Annotated in this window: 1 protein-coding gene; it reads left to right on the top strand. The window is 39.0% G+C overall.

Going from position 1 to position 228, the window contains the following annotated elements:
• Positions 1–228, top strand: a 228-nt coding sequence (locus R0J87_RS25615; RefSeq protein ID WP_498889825.1) for a hypothetical protein, incomplete at both ends; no start/stop codon positions are given.

The following is a 228-nucleotide window of genomic DNA, read 5'->3' as shown; positions in this document are numbered from 1 at the left end:
CAATTAAAAAAAGAACTAGAGCATCAGAAGCGGCTTGAACAGCAATTGGGGCGATTTATTGATTGTTCTCTTTACTACGACCTCGACCGTATGGAGGAATTGTATGAAGAACTAGTCGAAGTGGATAATTATGTGCAATCGACAGCACTCGTCAATCAATATGAATTGTATAAGTTCCGCTATTATTTACATGCGAAGCAATATGAAAAGGCCAACGAGCAACAAAGG

Origin of the sequence: Halomonas sp. SIMBA_159 (genome assembly GCF_046536035.1) — a bacterium.
GTDB classification, from domain to species: Bacteria; Pseudomonadota; Gammaproteobacteria; order Pseudomonadales; family Halomonadaceae; genus Vreelandella; species Vreelandella venusta_A.
Note: the sequence above shows the minus strand (reverse complement) of the source record. Positions and strands in the feature narration are given on the sequence as shown.